An 18,337-nucleotide genomic window follows, 5' to 3' on the forward strand; every position below is an offset into this window, starting at 1 on the left:
ACTAGGCCTGATTGCCTTGGCAACAGACTTGACGACCGAACGTGACGCGGCGCTGCTGGTTCCCCACCACGTGGCAGCTCTGCACGTCGCACGTATTGCGTATTCGAACCCAACCATCCCGGACAACCTGCGACGCATGACCCCGATGTTGACGCAGGTGGCGGGGTTGATCTTGCCCGACGAACCCGTCGCGGCCATGTATTTTGCCTGCACGTCGGCCTCGGTGGTCATTGGCGAGGGCGCAGTTGTCAAGGCGATCCAAGCCGCCAAGCCGGGTGTGCCCGTAGTGACCCCTGCGTCTGCTGCGGTTGAGGGGTTCGCAGCACTTGGTGTCAAACGGGTTGCTCTGGTGACACCCTATACCCGCGCAACGACGCAGCCCATGGTGGGGTTCTTTGAAGATCAGGGCTTGCATGTGATCGCCGCCAGTTGCCTGGATCTGGAAGACGATCGCGACATGGCCCGCGTGTGCGCACAGACGATCATCGATGCCGCGATTGCCGCAGATTGCCCCGAAGCAGATGGGATTTTCCTGTCTTGTACGGGGCTGCCTGCTTTGGGCGTGATCGACACACTCGAAGAACGATTGGGCAAGCCGGTTGTGTCCTCGAACCAAGCAGCTCTCTGGAAGCTTTTGTCCTGCGCCCAGTTGGAGCCCGCCCAGCGTGTGGGCCGATTGTTCAAAACCTGCACGCCAGAGGCACAGTCATGACCCAGCCCAATGACATCACGGTGTCCGACATCGTCACGGCGCAGAACGCAATCGCGCCCATGGTCCGCGACACACCGGTCGAAACCTCTGTATCGCTGAGTGCGCAGCTCGGGGTGCCAGTCCATCTCAAGCTGGAGCACCACCAACACAGCGGCAGCTTCAAATTCCGCGGGGCGTCGAACGCCGTCGCCCGCCTGAGCCCAGACGAGAAAGCTGCCGGTGTCGTGGGCGTCTCCACCGGGAATCATGGCCGCGCTCTGGCGCGCACCTGCGGAAAGGCGGGGGTGCGATGTGTCATCGCAATGTCAAAACTGGTTCCCGCAAACAAGGTCAAAGCGATCCAAGCCGAGGGCGCCGAGGTTCTGATTGAAGGCGACAGTCAGGATGACGCGCAAAAGGCGGTTGATCGTATGGTTGACAGCGGCATGACCGTCATCCCGCCGTTCGACCATCCTGACGTGATTGCAGGGCAGGGCACATTGGGATTGGAAATCGCCGCGGCATTGCCTGAGATCGACACAGTCCTGGTGCAGCTGTCGGGCGGTGGTCTGATCGCGGGGATGGCCGTCGCCCTGAAAGCACGCATCCCCGGCGTGCGCGTCATCGGGGTGTCGATGCAGCGCGGGGCGGCCATGGCTGAAAGCCTGCGTATCGGGCGGCCGGTCGAAGTCAGGGAACTGCCGACATTGGCTGACAGCCTTGGCGGCGGCATTGGTATGACCAACCGCTACACCTTCGCAATGGCACAGAACTTGGTCGATGACGTTGTTTTGTTGACCGAATCCGAAATTGCTGAAGGAATTCGCCACTGTTATTGGCAGGAACGCCAAATCGTCGAAGGGGCTGGCGCAGTTGGCGTCGCGGCTATTCTGGCTGGAAAAGTGTCATCCAAAGGACCGATGGTCGCTCTGCTTAGCGGCGGCAATATCGATATGGCGCTCCATCATCGCGTAATCTCGGGTCAGAATGTCGATCTGGGTAAGGAGCGCGCCTGATGTCCCAAATTCGTATCCTCACCGAAGCCGAATTGCGGGCCGCCGTGCCATTGGATTTGGAAGCGGTGTGTGTTGTCGAAGATGGGTTCCGCGCACTTGCCGAAAAGCAGGTCGTCATGCCACCGGTGCTGTCGATGGCCATCAAGGATTTCAATGGCGAAGTGGACGTCAAGACTGCGTATGTTCCGGGTTTGGATAGTTTCGCCATCAAGGTGTCGCCGGGGTTTTTCGACAACCCAAAGATCGGCCTTCCGTCAACTTCCGGCTTGATGATCCTGTTCGCGGCGAGAACGGGGCAAATTGAGGCGCTATTGCTGGACAACGGTTATCTGACGGACGTGCGAACAGCGGCGGCCGGTGCGGTCGCCGCGCGTCACTTGGCAAGAAAGGACGCGTCCCGCGCTACAGTCATTGGCACCGGAATGCAGGCCAGGCTGCAATTGGCGGCGCTTTGTCTGGTCAGACCAATAACTTCGGCAGTTATCTGGGGCCGGAATCGCGATGCCGCACAGGCGCTGGCGTCTGTTGTTGCGCAGGATCTTTCGATCGATGTTTCAGTTGCGACCGATCCCGAAAGCGCCGTTGCCAATGCAGATGTCATCGTCACGACGACCCCGTCAACCGAACCGCTTGTGATGGGGGAATGGCTTAGTCCGGGTCAGCATGTGACCGCGATGGGATCCGATCAGCATGACAAATCCGAACTTGCCCCGTCTTGCATCGCACGGGCTGACCTATACGTGCCGGACCGTCTCAGCCAGACGCGCACCCTTGGGGAATTGCGCGCGGCGATTGACGCGGGTGTCATCGGGAAGGACACTCGATTCGACGAACTGGGTGAAATCATAGCTGGGGCTGCGCCGGGCCGGGTTTCGCACGACCAGATCACCATCGCGGATTTAACCGGGACCGGGGTTCAGGACACCGCCATTGCCACCTTTGCCCACGCACGTGCAACCAACGCCGCGCTGGGCACCAACTTTGAAAGCTGATTGCCATGGCCACAATCGACACCTTTCGCTTTTCCGATGCCGAATATGAAACGCGTATCGCCAAGGTGCGCAAAGCGATGGAAAAAGCCAACGTAGACACGCTGATCACCTCGGACCCGTCGAACATGGCTTGGCTGACAGGCTACGATGGTTGGTCCTTTTACGTCCATCAGGCGGTGGTCATTGGCCCGACCGGGGATCCGGTCTGGTTCGGGCGTGAACAGGATGCTCAAGGGGCCCTTCGCACCGTTTACATGCAGGAACCGGACATCATCGGCTATCCAGACTACTTTGTGCAATCGTCCGAGCGGCATCCGATGGAATACCTGGCCGCAAAACTGACCGAACGCGGGTGGCATCACGGGCGCATCGGGGTCGAAATGGACAATTATTGGTTCTCGGCCAAGGGTTTTCAGGCTCTTTCAGACGGGTTGCCCGAACCTTTGGTGGATGTGACCGCACTGGTGAACTGGCAGCGCGGCGTAAAATCAGAAGCGGAACTGGACCGCATGCGCAAAGCGGCCCGCATTGTCGAACGTATGCACGAACGCATTGTCGAGACCGTCGAGCCGGGTATGCGCAAATGCGATCTTGTCGCCGATATTTACGACGCCAGCCTGCGTTACGATGAAGAACTCGGCTGTGGCGGCGACTATCCTGCCATCGTGCCTCTTTTACCCTCTGGTACGGACGCAGCCGCGCCGCATCTGACGTGGGATGACAAACAGATGCAAACGGGTGAGGGTACGTTTTTCGAAATTGCCGGGTGCTTCAGGCGCTATCACTGCCCCCTCAGCCGGACTATTTTTCTGGGCAAACCGACACAAAAATTTCTGGATGCGGAAAAGGCGGTTCTGGAAGGGATGGAAGCTGGTCTTGGCGCGGCCAAGGCTGGGAACACTTGCGAAGATATCGCCATCTCTTTTTTCGAAGTGCTTCAGAAATACGACATCGTCAAAGACAACAGGACGGGGTATCCGATCGGCCTGTCGTATCCGCCGGACTGGGGCGAACGAACCTGCTCGCTGCGTCCGGGCGATCTGACCGAACTCAAGCCCGGCATGACCTTTCACTTCATGACCGGGCTGTGGATGGATGATATGGGGTTCGAAATCACCGAAAGCATTGTTATCGGTGAAAAAGGCCCCGAATGTTTGGCCAACGTGCCCAGAAAATTGATCGTGAAACCCTAATGCGCATTCTAGCTGACAACCCCATCACGGCGACCGTACCTTTTGACCGTGATGGCAAACACCACGGTTTCCTGCGTCTTCCATGCAGCCGCGACAGTTCGGCCTGGGGGTCGATCATGATCCCGATCACCGTCGTTCATAACGGGCCCGGGCCGACAGCCCTGCTTTCGGGCGCCTGTCATGGTGACGAATACGAGGGGCCGATCGCCCTGCAAGGATTGGCACATGATCTGGAACCCGCTGCTGTCACAGGTAGGGTGATCATAATTCCCTACATGAATTTGCCGGCCTTTCAGATGGCGCGGCGGGTGTCACCCCTGGACGGGGTGAATTTGAACCGGTGTTTCCCCGGTGCGCCGGACGGCACGCCGACCCAGAAAATCGCGGACTATTTCGAACGGACCCTATTGCCGCTGGCCGATGTGGTGCTGGATTTTCACTCAGGCGGAAAAACGTTGGATTTCATTCCCTTTGCCGCTGCCCACATCTTGAACGATCGCGATCAACAAGCTGCATGTGTCGCGGCGATGAAAGCCTTTAACGCACCTTATTCCATGATCCTGAAAGAGATCGATGACGTGGGCATGTACGACACGGCAGCGGAAAACGCCGGCAAGGTATTCGTGTCGACGGAACTGGGTGGAGGGGGTACAGCCACGGCCCGTTCGGCGCGGATTGCCCGGCAAGGCGCCGAGAACGTTCTGATACACGCCGGGATCCTTGCTGGCGAAGCGACGCAGAACAAGTCCGTGGAAATCGATACAACCGGCCCGGGCTGTTACCATTTGGCAGAGACCACGGGTCTGATTGAACCACTGATAGACCTTGGTGAACAGGTGAGCGCAGGCGACGCGCTTGCCAGAATATGGCCGGCCGATCGAACCGGTGTCGCTCCGCAGGTCATTGCGTCGTCGGTATCGGGTATTTTGGCGGCGCGTCATTTCCCCGGATTGATTTCCATGGGCGATTGCCTTGCCGTGGTTGCCTCGCCCGTGCAATAGCGCCCGTTTCCTGGCGGCGCAGCGCCGGGCGATCCGGTGTGCGCCGCCGCGGCCAGATGCGCTTTGCTAGCGCACCACGTAAACCGAACAGCCCGAGTGGCGCACCACCCGCGCCGCATTGGGCCCCAAGAGATAGTCTTTGAAATCAGGGCGGTGCGCCCCGATCACGATCAGATCCGCGCCGTTCAACTTTGCGGCCTTCAGGACTTCTTCGTAGACCGTTCCGATGGCGACGATATGCCGAATGCTCTTGTTCGCTTCTTCGCCGAGCGTTTCTTTAACCATATCGTTGAGAAGCTTTTTGGCGCCGTCCCGCGCCGTCTTGACGTGGTGGTCTTCGAAATATGCTCCCACCAGCGATGCACCGAAGTCAGGAACAACGGTGATGACGTCCAGTTTCGCCCCATCGAGATCAGCCAGTTTCTTGGCAGTTTCAAGAACGCGCGTTTCTTCTTCGGGGCGGTTGATGTCGATGGCGCAAAGTATAGTGGCGGTCATGCGGGTTCTCCTTCAAGAACAGGGGCCGCACGACGCGTTTGCAAGAACGCGATCAGGCCCAGAAGCAGCAAGGCTGGGATAAAGATGAGCTCTTTTGGCGGTTGGTTGGCTGCAACCTGGACGCGCGCGATCTGCACCGGCTCATCCCCATAAAAGTCGAACGAATCCAAAGCGGCCGACATGTCGGTTCCAAACATCGGTTCATCCAATCGCTGCGTCCCGTTTTCGGGCAGCAGGATCAATCCCAGTGCGTCAAGACGCGCATCGGCGCCATCAACATCAGGCACAGTAACGGGGACCGTCACCTCTTTGACTTCCAACGTGTCGAAGTCTGGCCCTGAAATTACTGTGCGGAACTGGCTGCCAGGTTCGGCAGTGCCCAGGGCCTCAGAGAACGCCGCCGGGTCGATCCGTTCGAATGGCGGCTGGATCTGGTTCATGAAAAAGCCCGGCCGGAATAGCGCAAATGCGATCAGCAGCATCGCCACGGTTTCCCAGATCCGGTTGCGCGTCAGGAACCAGCCCATGGTGGCGGCCGTAAAGACCAAAATGCCGATCGTTGCCACGACGAACACCACGATCCCCTGCATCCAGGTAACATCGATCAGTAGAAGATCGGTGTTGAAGATAAAGACAAACGGCAACGCCACCGTGCGCAAGCTGTAGAAGAACGCTGTGAACCCGGTGCGGATCGCATCGCCACCTGACACGGCTGCCGCCGCGAAACTGGCTAGCCCGACAGGCGGTGTCACATCGGCCATAATCCCGAAGTAAAAGACAAACAAATGGACGGCGATCAACGGAACGATCAGACCCGACTGCGCCCCGAGTTCAACAACCACTGCCACCATGAGCGAGGACACCACGATGTAGTTCGCGGTCGTGGGCAAACCCATACCCAAAATAAGCGAAAGGATCGCCACGAAGATCAACATCAGGATCAGGTTCCCGCCGGACAGGAATTCGACGAAATCGGCCATCACCTGCCCAATACCGGTCAGTGATACGGTTCCGACAATGATGCCCGCGGTTGCCGTGGCCAAGCCGATCCCGATCATGTTCCGCGCACCGTCGATCATGCCCGAAACCAAATCCAGCAAACCGTCCCTCAGTTGGATCACCGCATCGCTTTCGCCGCGAAAGAACGCCTTGAGCGCTTTTTGCGTCAGAAGGATGAAGAACAAAAGGAAAGTCGCCCAGAACGCCGACAAGCCTGGCGATTTACGTTCGATCATCAGGAAATAGACCAGCACGATGATCGGAAGCAGGTAATAAAGCCCGGACTTGTAGATCTTGGCGACATCTGGCAGCTCGACGACTTCCGCGTTGGGGTCATCAGGTTCAAGGTCTGGGATTTGCGCAGCCAGATAAACCAGCCCGATGTAGATCACACCCAGCAAGATTGAAAGCACCAGCCCAGATCCATCGGGGAATAGGGATACGATCCACCCAACAGGGTATTGCGTGGCGTAGCACAGCAGCGCGAAACCTGCGAAAAAGCCGAACATGCCCAGCACGGTGTTGAACAGGTTGACCACCTTGTTGCCGATGGTCGGCATGTTGTTCTTCACCGCTTCCAAGTGGACGATATAGACCAGCGCGATGTAGCTGATGATCGCGGGCAGGAAGGCGTGGGTGATCACCTCGACATAAGAAATGCCGACGTATTCGACCATCAGAAACGCCGCAGCGCCCATCACGGGGGGCATGATCTGGCCATTCACCGAGGACGCAACTTCGACAGACCCGGCCTTTTCCGCCGAAAATCCGACGCGCTTCATGAGAGGGATTGTGAAGGTGCCGGTGGTCACCACATTGGCAATGGACGACCCCGAAATCAGGCCAGTCGCTGCCGATCCGACCACGGCCGCCTTGGCCGGTCCGCCACGTAGGTGCCCCAGAGCGCCGAAGGCCATCTTGATGAAATAGTTGCCGGCCCCCGCCTTGTCCAAAAGGGCCCCGAACAGCACAAACAGGAAAACGAACTTGGTCGAAACCCCCAGAGCGATCCCGAACACCCCTTCTGACGTGATCCACATATGGCTCATGGCTTTGCGCAGGCTGGCCCCGGCCCAGCGGATTTGGTCAGGCACGGCTTCAGAGGCCCCGAAAAAGACATAGGCCAAAAAGACGACCGCAAGGATGACCATCACAGGGCCAAGAACACGGTAGGATGCAATGAACAGTAATATGAGCCCCGCCAGCGCAAAATAGGCGTCCGACGTGTCAGCCAATCCGCCATTCCCGACGATTTTTTCGTAGAAGAAGTACCCGTACAGCGCCAGAAAAGCGCCCAATATACCCAGCACCCAATCGTACCACGGGACACGGTCACGCGGGCTGGACTTGAACAATGGATAGGCCATGGCGGCCAGGAATATCGCAAAGGCCAGGTGGATCTGCCGCGAGTTGTTGATCAGATCGCCAGGTAGCACGTAGGGCGCCACGGGCGAGGCCAGAAGAACCTGGAAAATCGACCAGATCAGAGCAACAGCAGCGATGAAGACACCTACGGCCCCTGTCGGACTGCGCGCGCCGCTATCACTGGCTGCGACGAGTTCCTGAAGTTCTTCTTCGCTAAGCGCGCGATCGTTTTGTCCTGACATCTGTCCCCCTGACGCCGCTGCACGGCGCGAGTCTGGTTACTGGGTGTTTCGCCATATTTGGCTGAAACGACACTGCCGGGGGCACAGGACGCCCCCGGCATCTTTACTTCATACCAGCTGAATTATTCGATCCAGCCTTTTTCGCGATAATACTTCGCGGCACCAGGATGCAGCGGGGCGGACAGACCCGCAGTTGCCATTTCTTCGGGCACCAGATTGGCGAAAGCCGGGTGCAGGCCTTTGAAATCATCGAAATTCTCAAAAACCGAGCTGACCAGAATATAGACCACGTCTTCCGACACATCCGCCGAGGTTACAAAGGTTGCGCCAACACCGAAGGTCATCGTGTCTTCGTCATTTCCGCGATACATCCCGCCTGGGATCGTGGCCGTCCGATAGAACGGGTTTTCGGCAACCAAGCCGTCAACCACGTCACCCGCCACGTCGACCAGAACGGAATCGCACGCAGTCGTCGCCTCTTGGATGGATCCGGACGGGTGGCCGACCGTATAGACCATGGCGTCGATCTGGTTGTCACACAGGGCGGCGGACTGTTCGGCGGCCTTAAGTTCGGTCGCCAGGGCGAAATCGTCTGTTGTCCACCCAAGCGCCTCTATCAGCACTTCCATCGTGCCGCGCTGACCGGATCCCGGGTTGCCGATGTTCACACGCTTGCCCTTGAGGTCTTCGATGCTTTCGATTCCGGCATCGGCGCGGGCCACGACCGTAAATGGTTCGGGATGCACCGAAAAGACAGCGCGAAGACCTTCGAAGGGGCCTGACTCTTCAAATCGCGACGTCCCGTTGTAAGCATGGTATTGCCAATCTGACTGGGCAACACCGAATTCCAGCTCGCCTTCGCGGATCGTGTTGATGTTGTAGACCGATCCGCCGGTGGATTCGACTGAACAACGCAAGCCGTGGTCGCGGCGTCCTTTGTTGACCAAACGACAGATTGCGCCGCCCGTGGGATAATAAACACCCGTCACGCCACCTGTGCCGATCGTGATGAATTCCTCAGCCATTGCGGCCGGGGCCAACAAGGCCGCAGATACGGCGCATGCAGCGGTCATTTTCAGCTTATTGAACATGAGTTTCTCCCTTGAGTTTGATGTTCGTGGTGAATCATCGGTCCCTGCCTTGGGCCAGAACCTGAATTGCACGCTCCACCTCGGCGATCCCCTCGTGTGCCGCCGGGCCGGACTGGCTGACTAGAACCCCAATGAGGGATTTTGCAAGGGACATCGTCACGACGTGAGAGGATAAGAAATGCGGACTGTCGGACGCTGCTTTGACCCGGGCGCCCGCGTATTTGTGCGCCGCGAACCCCGACCGGTCCGACATCAAGACAACCAAAACGCGCTCTTCCCAAGCCAGTCAAACGGCGCAAATGGTCTGATCTGACCAAAGTGGCTGTGTTTGGATAGCAAGAACGCCTTGGGGTTCCAGCACGGTGCGACACGCTGCCCCGTGGCGCGCGCCATCTGCCAGCCATGGCCCGGCCCGCCGCGAAAAAACTTGCAAGGTAGGGGCGGTGTTCGACAGCAGCCTGCGAATGCAAAGCCCGCAGCAGCGCAACACGCCTGGTGCGCAGAACACGATCGGCCAGATTCGATGGATTTTCCAGAAGGTAGTCAGCCGCCGGTTGCAGCGCACCTCTCAGATCACTGTATTTTTCTTGCAGTTGAATCTGGGACGTCGAACTCACTGTGCCACCTTTGAAACTAACTTGGACTGTCCGGGCTGGTTCATTTGTTGTCAACATTTGATTCATCTGCTTCACTCAACTTTACAAACCGCATCTGGAACCAAAGATGTCCCATGTCTTTCCCCGCCATACCAAAACAAAGCTTCCTCTAGCGGTCCGCGGCGACGGAATTTACCTATTTGATTCGGAAGGAAAATCTTATTTAGATGGGTCCGGCGGGGCGGCCGTGTCCTGTCTTGGTCATTCAGATCGCGACGTCATCCATGCCATCAAGACCCAACTGGATTCCCTTGATTTCGCGCACACAGGGTTCTTGACGTCTGCATCCGCCGAGACACTTGCCGACCGACTAATCGCGCATTCGCCGGAAGGAATTGACCGGGTCTATCTAGTGTCCGGTGGATCGGAAGCAGTAGAATCGGCTCTGAAATTGGCGCGTCAATACATGTTGGAGATCGGACAGCCAGAGCGGACACGGTTCATAGCCCGGCGCCAAAGCTATCACGGGAACACGCTTGGGGCGCTGGGCACTGGCGGCAATCTATGGCGGCGTGAACCGTTTGACCCAGTCATGGTATCCGCCAGCCATATTTCCCCGTGCTATGAATACCGTGGCCGCACGCCCGACGAGAGCGCGCAAGAGTACGGCCAACGTGTCGCAAACGAACTTGAAGCCGAGATCTTGCGCCTCGGGCCCGAAACTGTGATCGGTTTTCTTGCGGAACCCGTCGTGGGCGCCACGGCGGGCGCTGTTCCGCCTGTACCCGGTTATTTTCCCCGCATCCGTGAAATCTGCGACAAGTACGGCGTCCTGCTCATTCTTGACGAGGTCATGTGCGGTATGGGGCGAACCGGGACCCTTTTTGCCAGCGAGCAAGACGGGGTACGACCAGACATTGTGACGATCGCCAAGGGTTTGGGCGCCGGATACCAGCCGATCGGCGCGATGCTCTGTTCTGGCGACATCTATGCAGCCGTTGAAGAGGGAACCGGATTTTTCCAACATGGACACACGTATTTGGGGCATCCGGTTGCTTGCGCAGCGGCGCGCGCGGTTGTCGAAAAACTGACAGATGGCGGGTTGGTCGCGCGCGCTGCGAAAATCGGACGCTACTTTGAAGCGGCCTTGGCAGCCGAATTTGGCCAGCATCCCCATGTGGGGGATATCCGCGGTCGCGGAATGTTCCGCGGTTTGGAATTCGTGGCGGATCGCAGCACCAAAGAACCCTTCGATCCCGACCGAAAGCTGGCCTTGCGGCTCAAGGCAAAAGCAATGGAAAACGGTTTGATCTGCTATCCCATGAATGGCACGATTGACGGACGCTTGGGCGACCACGTGTTGCTGGCCCCGCCGTTCATTTGCACCGAGGCCCAGATAGACGAGCTTGTCGGCAAGCTTGCAACCAGCCTGGATGGCGTGATCTGAAAAGAACGCTGCAGATCAAAATTGCATCGAATGGGTCCGCGCGGGCAAATTGGAGCACGAATTTGGGCGGCCGACCCAAGACTTGGCGTAGAAAATAGGGCGACTTATTTCGGGGGCAAACTGCGCTGGACTGACGCGAACCCGGTCCGTCGCGCTGTGTAGTCGTTTTGCGCGCTCTTGCGTACAGCTTCTGTCGCCCATGCATCTTTTACCCATGTATGACCAATGGCACCCAAGCGTTGCGAAATCGCAGCGATTGCGCGCGAAAACACAGCGTTTCCGCGCCGCGGCATGAACAGGCCAGTTTGTCCTTTTTTTGGACCCGCACTTGGCTTATCCACGAACTGAAATTGGTCGAAGTCGATATTTAGTGGAGCGGATATCTTGAATGTCCAAGAAACAGACCTGCCGGGTGTTCTTATTCTGACACCGGCGCGGTTCGGTGACGATAGAGGTTTCTTTTCAGAAAGTTGGAACAAGAAGACGTTGGCAGACCTTGGGGTCGACGTCGAATTTGTTCAGGATAACCATTCGTTGTCGGAGAAAGCCGGCACTTTGCGCGGCCTGCATTTTCAGGCGCCACCGTCCGCCCAGGCCAAGTTGGTTCGTTGCGGGCGGGGATCGCTTTACGATGTGGCCGTGGATATCCGCAAAGGGTCCCCCACCTATGGCCAATGGACCGGCGTTGAGTTGAGCTTTGACAACGGCAAACAGCTTATGATTCCAGCGGGTTTCCTGCACGGGTTTGTCACCCTCGAACCGCAGACCGAGGTGGTCTACAAATGCTCTGATTATTATGACGCAACCGCAGATGGCTCGGTCGCTTGGGACAGTGCCGGAATCGACTGGCCCCTTTCGGGTGCGCCGATACTCAGCGCCAAGGACAAGGCCGCAGTCGCGCTGGCGGACTTCGATAGCCCATTTGAATGGGAGGCTGCATCGTGAAAATCCTTGTGACCGGGGGCGCTGGCTTCATCGGCTCAGCTGTTGTGCGCCTTGCTGTATCGCGCGGCCACCAAGTGGTGAACCTTGACGCGTTGACCTATGCCGCTTGTTTGGAAAATGTCGCAAGTGTCGCTGACGACCCGCACTATTGGTTTGAACACGTCGATATACGGGACCGCGCTGCCCTAGACCGTGTTTTTGAACAGTACAAGCCGGATGTGGTGATGCATTTGGCGGCCGAAAGCCATGTGGACCGGTCCATCGATGGGCCGGCAGACTTTATCGAAACGAACATCACCGGCACATTCAACATGCTTGAAGCGGCCCGAAAGTTCTGGACCGATCAGGGCAAGCCGGACGGGTTCCGCTTTCATCACATTTCGACCGATGAAGTCTTTGGATCTCTGCCGAATGACCCTTCGATCCAGTTCACCGAAGACACATCCTATGACCCGCGCAGCCCTTATTCATCGTCGAAGGCGGCATCGGACCACCTGGTGCGCGCGTGGCACGAAACCTATGGACTGCCAGTTGTTCTGACGAACTGTTCGAACAATTATGGGCCGTTCCATTTCCCCGAAAAGCTTATTCCGGTTGTCATCCTGAATGCACTGGCTGGCAAGGACCTGCCGATCTATGGCGACGGGTCGAACATCCGTGACTGGTTGTATGTCGAAGATCATGCCGATGCGCTGTTGCTTGTCGTCGCGAAAGGCCAGTCGGGCCGGAGCTATAATATCGGTGGCGAAAATGAACGAACCAACCTCGAACTGGTCAAAACTCTTTGCCAGATCCTCGACCAAAAAAGACCCAAACCACAGGGGTCTTATGGTGACCAGATCACCTTTGTCACCGATCGGCCGGGGCATGATGCACGATACGCAATTGATCCAACGCGAATTCGCGAAGAACTTGGCTGGCGTCCTTCAGTGACCGTCGAAGAAGGGCTGGAGAAGACCGTCCAATGGTATCTTGATAACGAGGATTGGTGGCGCCCCCTTCAAGAGCGTCACGGGGTCGGCCAACGGCTGGGCAAGGGCTGAGGTTCATGAAAGTCCTGATCTTTGGAAAAACGGGGCAGGTCGCGCAAGAATTGGCGCGATTGGACGGGCAGTTTGAATTTGCCGGCAGAGATATCGCTGACCTGTCCAACCCAGACCAGTGCGCAGGACTGATCCGCAGCACAGACGCGGATGCGGTCATCAATGCTGCGGCCTACACGGCCGTCGACAAAGCCGAGGACGAGGAATCGTTGGCCAACATCATCAACGGCGATGCGGTTGGCAGTATGGCGAACGCGTCTGCGAAGAAGGGCATCCCTTTCGTCCATATCTCGACCGACTACGTGTTCGAGGGAACCGGCACAAAACCTTGGTCGCCGCTTGATCCGGTCGCGCCGCAAAATGCCTACGGTCGCTCAAAGCTCTTGGGCGAAGAACAAACCCAAGCCGCTGCTGGCACCTACGCGATTTTGCGGACGTCGTGGGTGTTTTCCGCATTTGGCAACAACTTCGTCAAGACGATGTTGCGACTGGCGGACACGCGCGACGCTTTGACGATTGTCGGCGATCAGATCGGCGGACCAACCCCGGCGGCGGGGATCGCCAGAGCCTGCGCTACAATTGCACAATCGTTGGCCGATCAACCCGAGGCTGCCGGTATCTATCACTATTCCGGCGCCCCCGATGCAAGTTGGGCGGATTTTGCGCGCAATATTTTCCAACAAGCCGGGCGCAGTGTTGATGTCACGGATATTGCAACTGCCGATTACCCGACGCCGGCGAAACGACCACTGAATTCCAGGCTGGATTGCAGCGCGACCAAACGAGCGTTCGGCATCGAACGTCCCGATTGGCGAGCAGCGGTCGCCGATGTATTGAAGGAGCTTTGACATGACCCAACGCAAAGGCATCATTTTGGCCGGCGGCTCTGGCACGCGCCTCTATCCGATCACAATGGGTGTGTCCAAGCAGTTGCTGCCGCTCTACGACAAACCGATGATCTACTACCCGCTTTCGGTTCTGATGTTGGCGGGAATCCGTGAAATCGCGATTATCACAACGCCAGAAGACCAAGAGCAGTTCAAGCGCCTCATAGGTGATGGCAGCCAATGGGGGCTGTCCTTCACGTTTATCAAACAGCCGTCGCCGGATGGGCTTGCCCAGGCGTACCTTCTGGCCCAGGATTTCCTGGACGGCGCACCATCGGCGATGGTGCTGGGGGACAACATCTTTTTCGGACACGGCTTGCCCGAGATCCTGGCGAGCGCAGATGCCAAAACCGAAGGCGGAACTGTCTTTGGCTATCGTGTGGCCGACCCCGAACGCTACGGTGTCGTCGATTTCGACGGCGAAACAGTCCGCAGCATCATCGAGAAACCCGAAGTGCCGCCATCAAACTATGCCGTCACAGGGCTGTATTTTTTGGACGGGACCGCGCCCGAACGCGCAGCCGCAGTCAAGCCATCTGCGCGTGGTGAGCTAGAGATCACGACATTGCTCGAAATGTACCTGACCGATGGCAAGCTGTCGGTCGAACGGATGGGGCGTGGTTACGCTTGGCTCGATACGGGGACCCACGCGTCATTGCTGGATGCCGGAAACTTCGTTCGGACCTTGCAGGAACGGCAGGGTCTGCAGACGGGAAGTCCGGATGAAATCGCATTTGCACAGGGCTGGATTGACGCAGACGGGTTGCGCGCCCGTGCCAAAAAATTCGGCAAGAACAACTATGGCGCGTACTTGCTGCAGCTGATTAAGGAAACAGGCGAATAACCGCACGTTTCGGCCGACAGGCTAACGCAAATATGCTGCGGGCCAAGGTCGCGCGCGTGCGGGGAAACTTGGCTGTTTGTCGTCAAATCTGACATTTCCAGCCATGTATCCGCCGCACTAATGAGAATTTTCGATTCAAGTCTAAGGCGAAAAAATCGTTTTGAGCCAATGTGTTGAAATGACAAGCCAGAAAAACGCCTTATTGTCCCCCAAACTAAGACAGTTTTGTTAACCCTTCGTTAATTTCTTGACCGAATCACACTGGCGCCGCTTAACTGAGTGTGCAAATAACGTAATTGTTTCTACTGCTGCTTTGTTGAGATATTCATAGAGTGAAGAGTGATATTAGGTACACAAACCGAAGGCTGAGCCGCCTTCAGAGCGGCTAATCTCTCACTCAGACCTATATGACCAAATCGCGCTGCAAAGCGGGTGTTGGGTCCTTGGCAAACAGTAGCAATGCAAAAAAATTTATGCATGCCGTTCGCGGCTGCGCATGTGAATTTTCCTGTCCGACCCACTGGTCGGAATATTCTGTTGGGGGACTTTAATGACCTATTTCGCGTCGAAATTCTCGTACGACTACAAAAAATACGAATGGACTGCATATACAGAGGCCGATTTTCTCGGTGCCGGAGCCTTCGGGTTGTCGATCGGGTGCGGTGACACGTTTACGATGCCTGGCGGCGCGTCCGTCTGCATGTCGACCTATGACAATGATCGCGCCCTGTCGGGTGAGGGGTTTTGGAACGACACAGCCTCGGACAAGACCGGCCAGAAGACGTATATCGATGGTCACGCCGTTGGCAGCCAGATGTATGCCGAAAGCTACCACATCCTGAAGGATCAGGACGGCAACTCCTATTACATGATCGAAATTGAAGTCGAATGCCACAACGCCCCCGGCGCAGGTGACGACTATTTCACTTTCTACGGTGCTGTTCCGCCTGCAGGTGCCGAACTGACCGTGGTCAAAACATGCGACGCTGACGGCAAATATATCGACTACTCGTGCCTCGGCGCAGGCGACAAGGCCCCGGCGAACACGCCGCCGACCTTCACAAACGTTCCCGCCGATGGAATCATCTGCGTCGATGAGAATACCGCTTTCGTTATCGACCTGAACGCCAGCGACGATGACGGCGATGCAGTGTGCTATGAAATCGTTGGCGGCAAAGATGCCAAGTTCTTCGAAATCGACGCTGCGACCGGCGAACTGACGTTCAAGTCGGCGCCCGATTTTGAAGACCCTCAGGACTACTGCAACGACAACACTTATGACGTGAAGGTCAAAGTGTCAGACGGCAACGGTGGCGACGAGATCAAAGCCCTGACCGTTTGTGTCGACGATGTAGACGAAAACACTGGCGGCGGTTCGTGCACCGTTATCGAAGCCGAAGACATGTCGCTGTGCAACTACCGGGTTGAATGCCGCGACAACGCTTCGGGCGGCGAAGACATCAAGCTGACCTCGTTCAAAGGGCATGCGTCCACTACATGGGCCGGCGATGATGGCGAATTTGACCTGACCGTGACCTATATGGACGAGAGCGACGGCAAGGGATTCATCGATATTTTCGTGAACGGCTGCTTCGTCGACAAGATCCGCCTGAATCAGAACGATGATGGCAACGGCGGCGCAGGTTCGACATTCTCGGATTACACCATCGAGAATCTGGACCTGAGCAAGGGCGACGTAATCACTTTGAGTGGTCGCGGTGACTGCGGCGAATACGCCCGCATCGACAAGATCACAATCTGCAACGACGAAGCACCCAAGCCGGGCGCCATCGAAGGACGTCTGTTCCTGGACAGCGACGGTGACAACCTGGATGTCGGCGAAGCCGAAATGGGCATTGGCGGCGTGACCGTTACCTTGCTCGACATCGACGGCAACGAAGTGGCGACCGCTGTGACCGATGTTGATGGGTCCTACGCGTTCACCGGTTTGGTCCCAGGCGATTACACCGTCGTGTTCCCCACTGAAGTGGATGGAAAAGTTCTGGTCGCCAAGGACGCGGGCAGCGACGACACCATCGACAGCGATGCGAACGCCGACGGGTCGACAGAAACCGTGACCGTCGTTGCTGGTGAAAAGACTACGGATGTCGATGCTGGTGTTGCGGATCCGGGCACGGCTTCGCTTGGCGATACTGTGTTCCTGGACGCCAATGGCAACGGACTGCAGGATGCGGGCGAAGCCGGAGTTGATGGCGTTTCCGTCAAACTGTACGACGCTACCGGCACAACCGAACTTGGGTCGACGACCACCGCAGGCGGCGGCGCCTATTCCTTCGCCGGTCTGGCCGCAGGCACTTACGTTGTCGGGTTCGAACTGAACGACGACTACCTGTTCACCGCAGCCAACGCGGGCGACGATGCCCTGGACAGCGACGCCGACATGGTGACCGGTCTGACCGGCCCGGTCACACTGGCTGTAGGCGAAGAAAACCTGACCATCGACGCTGGTGTAGTGGCCGAACCCGCCCCGACCGCCAACGACGATGCGGGTAGGGTTTGCGCCACTGAAGCGGTCGACATTGTCCTGCTGGACAACGATGTTGACGCAGAAGGCAATGGCCTGACCGTGACGACGATCGAAGGCACTGTAGTTGCCGCCGGCGATACCGTTACCTTGGCATCGGGTGGTGTGGTCACGGTAGGTCGCGACGGCTCTGTCTCGTATGACAGCGCCGGTGCGACATACGGTGGTATCACGGCAGAGGATCTGCTGATCGGTACCAGCGCTTCGGACAGCTTCTCCTACACCATCACGGATGGTTCGGGTGACACATCCACCGCAATGGTTGACGTCACGATCTGCGGCGCCAAGAACACCATCGATACGATCGAAGCCAGCTTGCCGACGGCAGGCGAATTCACCGTGTCGCTGGATCTGTCTTCCGATGGCGATTTCTACACCGCTACGCTTGATGGGACCGGAGATGTTCGCTTCGACGGAATTTCTTTCGACGTTGCGTACTGTATCGCGGCATACGAACCCCTTTCGACAGACACGGATGTCCCGTTCGAAATGTATCTGGCTGACGAAGACAGCATCCCGGCGGGTCTGATTGGCGCACCGGAAAACCTGGATATGGTCAACTGGTTGCTGAACCAAGACTTCAGCGCAATGGACAACGGCGATGGCACGGGTGAAACCTATACCGAAGCTGAAATTCAGGGCGCTATCTGGGGTCTGACTGACGACATCGTATTCGTGAACGAAAGCCAAGGCACAGGCACACAGGAAAACGCCGAAGAGATCTACGATATGGTCTTGGCGGCGGTCGATGCTGAAGGCTTTGTGCCGGGTGAAGGTGACATCGTTGGGATCGTTCTTGACCCGACCGCCGAAGCCGAGGCTGCTGGCGACATCCAGCCGTTCATCATCGGTGTCGATTGGGACGACTTGGCACTCATCTGCGGGTGCTAATTCAACTTATCTTGGCGGGCTTAAGTGCCCGCCAAGGCGTGATGTCGTTAC

At 57.5% G+C, this 18,337-nt stretch carries 14 protein-coding genes; 11 read left to right on the forward strand and 3 right to left on the reverse strand.

Going from position 1 to position 18,337, the window contains the following annotated elements:
* Positions 1-16: 16 nt before the first annotated feature.
* From ACP2AV_RS01530 to doeB, 5 genes are read left to right on the forward strand one after another with little or no spacing between them, the layout of a single operon-like run.
* Positions 17-712, forward strand: coding sequence for an aspartate/glutamate racemase family protein (locus tag ACP2AV_RS01530; protein WP_426370887.1), 696 nt, complete (start codon positions 17-19; stop codon positions 710-712).
* Complete coding sequence (eutB, locus tag ACP2AV_RS01535) at positions 709-1,707, forward strand: hydroxyectoine utilization dehydratase EutB (protein ID WP_426370888.1); 999 nt, start codon at positions 709-711, stop codon at positions 1,705-1,707. Before ACP2AV_RS01530 ends, eutB begins: the two co-directional genes overlap by 4 nt.
* A complete protein-coding gene (locus tag ACP2AV_RS01540; protein WP_426370889.1) occupies positions 1,707-2,699 on the forward strand; it encodes a cyclodeaminase in 993 nt (330 codons plus the stop codon). The genes eutB and ACP2AV_RS01540 overlap by 1 nt, the downstream gene beginning before the upstream one ends.
* A gap of 5 nt (positions 2,700-2,704) precedes the next feature.
* A complete protein-coding gene (gene doeA, locus ACP2AV_RS01545; protein WP_426370890.1) occupies positions 2,705-3,892 on the forward strand; it encodes an ectoine hydrolase DoeA in 1,188 nt (395 codons plus the stop codon).
* Entirely contained in the window at positions 3,892-4,893 is a 1,002-nt protein-coding gene (doeB, locus tag ACP2AV_RS01550) for a N(2)-acetyl-L-2,4-diaminobutanoate deacetylase DoeB (protein WP_426370891.1), read from the forward strand. Before doeA ends, doeB begins: the two co-directional genes overlap by 1 nt.
* A gap of 66 nt (positions 4,894-4,959) precedes the next feature.
* Here the strand turns inward: doeB and ACP2AV_RS01555 are convergent, their stop codons facing one another.
* From ACP2AV_RS01555 to ACP2AV_RS01565, 3 genes are all read right to left on the reverse strand, one after another.
* Entirely contained in the window at positions 4,960-5,391 is a 432-nt protein-coding gene (locus ACP2AV_RS01555; protein ID WP_426370892.1) for a universal stress protein, read from the reverse strand.
* A complete protein-coding gene (locus ACP2AV_RS01560) occupies positions 5,388-7,997 on the reverse strand; it encodes a TRAP transporter permease (protein ID WP_426370893.1) in 2,610 nt (869 codons plus the stop codon). Before ACP2AV_RS01560 ends, ACP2AV_RS01555 begins: the two co-directional genes overlap by 4 nt.
* A gap of 122 nt (positions 7,998-8,119) precedes the next feature.
* Positions 8,120-9,088, reverse strand: coding sequence for a TAXI family TRAP transporter solute-binding subunit (locus ACP2AV_RS01565; RefSeq protein WP_426370894.1), 969 nt, complete (start codon positions 9,086-9,088; stop codon positions 8,120-8,122).
* 723 nt (positions 9,089-9,811) lie between these two features.
* On the opposite strand from ACP2AV_RS01565, the gene ACP2AV_RS01570 reads away from it, so the two are divergent.
* From ACP2AV_RS01570 to ACP2AV_RS01595, 6 genes are all read left to right on the forward strand, one after another.
* Entirely contained in the window at positions 9,812-11,131 is a 1,320-nt protein-coding gene (locus ACP2AV_RS01570) for an aspartate aminotransferase family protein (RefSeq protein WP_426370895.1), read from the forward strand.
* A gap of 384 nt (positions 11,132-11,515) precedes the next feature.
* Positions 11,516-12,076, forward strand: a complete 561-nt coding sequence (gene rfbC / locus ACP2AV_RS01575; RefSeq protein ID WP_426370896.1) for a dTDP-4-dehydrorhamnose 3,5-epimerase — start codon at positions 11,516-11,518, stop codon at positions 12,074-12,076.
* Positions 12,073-13,119, forward strand: coding sequence for a dTDP-glucose 4,6-dehydratase (rfbB, locus tag ACP2AV_RS01580; protein WP_426370897.1), 1,047 nt, complete (start codon positions 12,073-12,075; stop codon positions 13,117-13,119). Before rfbC ends, rfbB begins: the two co-directional genes overlap by 4 nt.
* 5 nt (positions 13,120-13,124) lie before the next feature.
* The gene (gene rfbD, locus ACP2AV_RS01585; protein ID WP_426370898.1) at positions 13,125-13,967 is read left to right on the forward strand and encodes a dTDP-4-dehydrorhamnose reductase; all 843 of its coding nucleotides are present in this window, start codon (positions 13,125-13,127) and stop codon (positions 13,965-13,967) included.
* A gap of 1 nt (position 13,968) precedes the next feature.
* Positions 13,969-14,850, forward strand: coding sequence for a glucose-1-phosphate thymidylyltransferase RfbA (gene rfbA / locus ACP2AV_RS01590; protein ID WP_426370899.1), 882 nt, complete (start codon positions 13,969-13,971; stop codon positions 14,848-14,850).
* Between the two features lie 550 nt (positions 14,851-15,400).
* Entirely contained in the window at positions 15,401-18,286 is a 2,886-nt protein-coding gene (locus ACP2AV_RS01595; protein ID WP_426370900.1) for an SdrD B-like domain-containing protein, read from the forward strand.
* Positions 18,287-18,337: the final 51 nt, after the last annotated feature.

It is taken from the genome of Aliiroseovarius sp. PTFE2010 (genome assembly GCF_049943335.1).
Classification (GTDB): Bacteria; Pseudomonadota; Alphaproteobacteria; order Rhodobacterales; family Rhodobacteraceae; genus JBNFVY01.

Excerpts from the sequence above, each read along its gene's own strand:
- ACP2AV_RS01595 (WP_426370900.1), top strand. The coding sequence starts at position 15,401 with ATGACCTATTTCGCGTCGAAATTCTCGTACGACTACAAAAAATACGAA.
- ACP2AV_RS01540 (WP_426370889.1), top strand. The coding sequence starts at position 1,707 with ATGTCCCAAATTCGTATCCTCACCGAAGCCGAATTGCGGGCCGCCGTG.
- eutB (WP_426370888.1), top strand. The coding sequence starts at position 709 with ATGACCCAGCCCAATGACATCACGGTGTCCGACATCGTCACGGCGCAG.
- doeB (WP_426370891.1), top strand. The coding sequence starts at position 3,892 with ATGCGCATTCTAGCTGACAACCCCATCACGGCGACCGTACCTTTTGAC.
- ACP2AV_RS01555 (WP_426370892.1), bottom strand. The coding sequence starts at position 5,391 with ATGACCGCCACTATACTTTGCGCCATCGACATCAACCGCCCCGAAGAA.
- rfbA (WP_426370899.1), top strand. The coding sequence starts at position 13,969 with ATGACCCAACGCAAAGGCATCATTTTGGCCGGCGGCTCTGGCACGCGC.
- ACP2AV_RS01565 (WP_426370894.1), bottom strand. The coding sequence starts at position 9,088 with ATGTTCAATAAGCTGAAAATGACCGCTGCATGCGCCGTATCTGCGGCC.
- ACP2AV_RS01560 (WP_426370893.1), bottom strand. The coding sequence starts at position 7,997 with ATGTCAGGACAAAACGATCGCGCGCTTAGCGAAGAAGAACTTCAGGAA.
- doeA (WP_426370890.1), top strand. The coding sequence starts at position 2,705 with ATGGCCACAATCGACACCTTTCGCTTTTCCGATGCCGAATATGAAACG.
- rfbD (WP_426370898.1), top strand. The coding sequence starts at position 13,125 with ATGAAAGTCCTGATCTTTGGAAAAACGGGGCAGGTCGCGCAAGAATTG.
- ACP2AV_RS01570 (WP_426370895.1), top strand. The coding sequence starts at position 9,812 with ATGTCCCATGTCTTTCCCCGCCATACCAAAACAAAGCTTCCTCTAGCG.